Genomic DNA, 2,560 nt, shown 5'->3' on the forward strand with positions numbered 1-2,560 from the left:
GGGTGGTGGGCTGGTGGACGGAAGGGAAGAGGGGCGGGCGGGATGGGGGCGCGAGGCCTGGCGCAAAACTGGGGTGCATCGGCGTCAATGGTCGGTGACGCCCGGCCACTCGCCGACCAGGCCGCAGACGGGGCACTGGGCGTAGAGGCTGGGGCTGATGTGGTAGCGGGCCTGGTGCTTGTCGGCCTCGGGTGCCTTGTCGTGGACTTCGGCGTCGATTTCAACCAGGCCCACGGCGTGGCAGCGGGGGCACCGGGCGGCGGCCAGCGCCGCGAGGGGGTTGAAGTTTTCAGCAAACACGGGCACCTCGTCTCGTTGTCGGGGTTGGCTGGGGTGTGCGGGCCGCCATGTATCGGCATGCAAGGGACCGCAGGGCCACCATTTCCAATTTGATGGTACTCCAGGCCGTGCCGCAGTGGCAGCAAAGCCGAGTGGGGCGCATGCGTACGGATGCATCACATACCGCACAGCCCCGGCTTGGTTGCGGGGCGCAGAGGGATTGTTGTGGTATGGGGTGGTCGGGATGCCGCTTGTTCGAGAAGAACGGCATCCGCGCTGAAAGAAGTTGACGAGCCTTACCCCCGGCACTGGCTCCACAGTTAGGGCTGCTTGGTTCCCCACCTGACCCGGTTGGCCGCTTCACCATGCGGGGAGGCCCGTCATCGTCGATTGTAAGCCAATAGCGTGCCCCTGGCTGCCGCAGGGCTGACTCAGCGCCGGCCCGGCAGCATGCGCAGCAGCGTGTTGTCGCGCACCACATAGTGGTGCAGCAGCGCCGCCGCCGCGTGCAACGCCACCAGTGCGTAGCCGGCCGTGGCACCCGCTTCGTGCAGCTCCTTGAGCCAACGCGAAGTATCGCGGTTCTCTGCCAGGACGGAAGGCAACTGCAGCCCGCCGAGCAGGGTGATGGGCGCGCCTTTTGCGCTCAATGCCAGCCAGCCCAGCAAGGGCAGTCCGATCATCAGGGCATAGAGCGCCACATGCATGGCGCGGCCCATCATCGCTTGCCACGCGGGCGGCATGGGCGTGATCGGCGGCGTCGCCTGGAACGCGCGTGCGAGCAGGCGCAGCCACACCAGCACGAACACCCCGACGCCCAGGGTGTAGTGGGCTGCTTTCAGCAGATCACGGGCGTCGCTGCCCTTGGGGTACATGCCTCGCAGTTCCATGGTGGCCGCCGTGGTCACGAGCAGCGCTGCCATGAGCCAGTGCAGGGCAATGGACCAGCCGCTGAAGCGCGAGGAAGGGAGTCGAGGTGTCATGTCTGTTCCAGGCAAAGGAAGGCATGATGGTTCCCGATCCTGAAGGCTGTCTGAAGCCATGGCCGGGCGGGCGTGGGCGCAACATAGAATCACGTCCATGTCCTACCTCGTGCTCGCCCGCAAGTACCGCCCCCGCAATTTCACGGAAATGGTGGGGCAGGAGCACGTGGTGCAGGCCCTGACCAATGCGCTCACGCAGCAGCGCCTGCACCATGCCTACCTGTTCACGGGCACGCGCGGCGTGGGCAAGACCACGGTGTCGCGCATCCTGGCCAAGTCGCTGAACTGCCAGGGCCCGGACGGGCAGGGCGGCATCACCGCCACGCCCTGCGGTGTGTGCCAGGCCTGTACGGACATCGACAGCGGCCGCTTTGTGGACTACACCGAGCTCGATGCCGCCTCGAACCGCGGCGTGGACGAGGTGCAGAGCCTGCTTGAGCAGGCGGTGTACAAGCCGGTGCAGGGGCGCTTCAAGGTCTTCATGATCGACGAAGTGCACATGCTCACGAACACGGCGTTCAACGCCATGCTCAAGACGCTGGAAGAGCCGCCCGAATACCTCAAGTTCGTGCTGGCTACGACCGATCCGCAGAAGGTGCCTGTGACGGTGCTCAGCCGCTGCCTGCAGTTCAACCTGCGCCCCATGGCGCCCGAGACGGTGCTCTCGCACCTCACGCAAGTGCTCGCGGCCGAGAACGTGCCGGCCGAACCCCAGGCCCTGCGCTTGCTCTCGCGCGCGGCGCGGGGCTCCATGCGCGATGCGCTGTCGCTTACCGACCAGGCCATCGCTTTTGGCAGTGGCCAGTTGCAGGAAGCCGCGGTGCGCCAGATGCTGGGCGCGGTGGATCGGTCCTACGTGTTCCGGCTCATCGATGCCCTCGCGCAGGGCGACGGCCGCACGGTGGTTGAAACCTCGGACGCGCTGCGCATCAACGGCCTGTCGGCTGCATCCACGCTGGAGGAAATGAGCGCCGTGCTGCAGCGCATGGCCGTGTTCCAGGCCGTGCCGCAGATGGCGGGTGCGGTGGATGCCGACGACCCCGAAGCGTCCGAAACCGCGCGTCTGGCTGCGCTGATGCCCGCCGACGAAACCCAGCTGCTCTACAGCCTGTGCCTGCACGGGCGCGCCGAGTTGGGCCTGGCGCCAGACGAATATGCGGCGCTGACCATGGTGCTGCTGCGCCTGCTGGCCTTCAAGCCTTCGGGCGAAACGGCTGAAAAAAAACTCTGACGCGGCCTGAACCCGCCCAACCGGTCGGCGCTGCGCCAGGGGTTGGCACCGTGGCGCAGCGTGCGCC

General features: G+C 67.0%; 2 protein-coding genes, 1 other RNA gene and 1 pseudogene. 1 reads left to right on the forward strand and 3 read right to left on the reverse strand.

Translation table 11 applies throughout. The features are described 5' to 3' along the window. Positions 1–84: 84 nt before the first annotated feature. From ACDELDRAFT_RS21170 to ACDELDRAFT_RS21175, 3 genes are all read right to left on the reverse strand, one after another. The gene (locus ACDELDRAFT_RS21170; protein WP_005800265.1) at positions 85–300 is read right to left on the reverse strand and encodes a hypothetical protein; all 216 of its coding nucleotides are present in this window, start codon (positions 298–300) and stop codon (positions 85–87) included. 264 nt (positions 301–564) lie between these two features. After that, positions 565–661, reverse strand: an RNA gene (ffs, locus tag ACDELDRAFT_RS24360) — signal recognition particle sRNA small type. A 49-nt stretch (positions 662–710) separates the two neighbouring features. Continuing rightward, the gene (locus ACDELDRAFT_RS21175) at positions 711–1,262 is read right to left on the reverse strand and encodes a cytochrome b (protein ID WP_005800267.1); all 552 of its coding nucleotides are present in this window, start codon (positions 1,260–1,262) and stop codon (positions 711–713) included. Positions 1,263–1,359: 97 nt separating this feature from the next. On the opposite strand from ACDELDRAFT_RS21175, the pseudogene dnaX reads away from it, so the two are divergent. Then, positions 1,360–2,560 (forward strand): annotated as a pseudogene (dnaX, locus tag ACDELDRAFT_RS21180) (DNA polymerase III subunit gamma/tau); the annotation flags it as partial.

The organism is Acidovorax delafieldii 2AN (assembly GCF_000175235.1).
GTDB lineage: Bacteria > Pseudomonadota > Gammaproteobacteria > Burkholderiales > Burkholderiaceae_C > Acidovorax > Acidovorax delafieldii_B.

Excerpts from the sequence above, each read along its gene's own strand:
- ACDELDRAFT_RS21175 (WP_005800267.1), bottom strand. The coding sequence starts at position 1,262 with ATGACACCTCGACTCCCTTCCTCGCGCTTCAGCGGCTGGTCCATTGCC.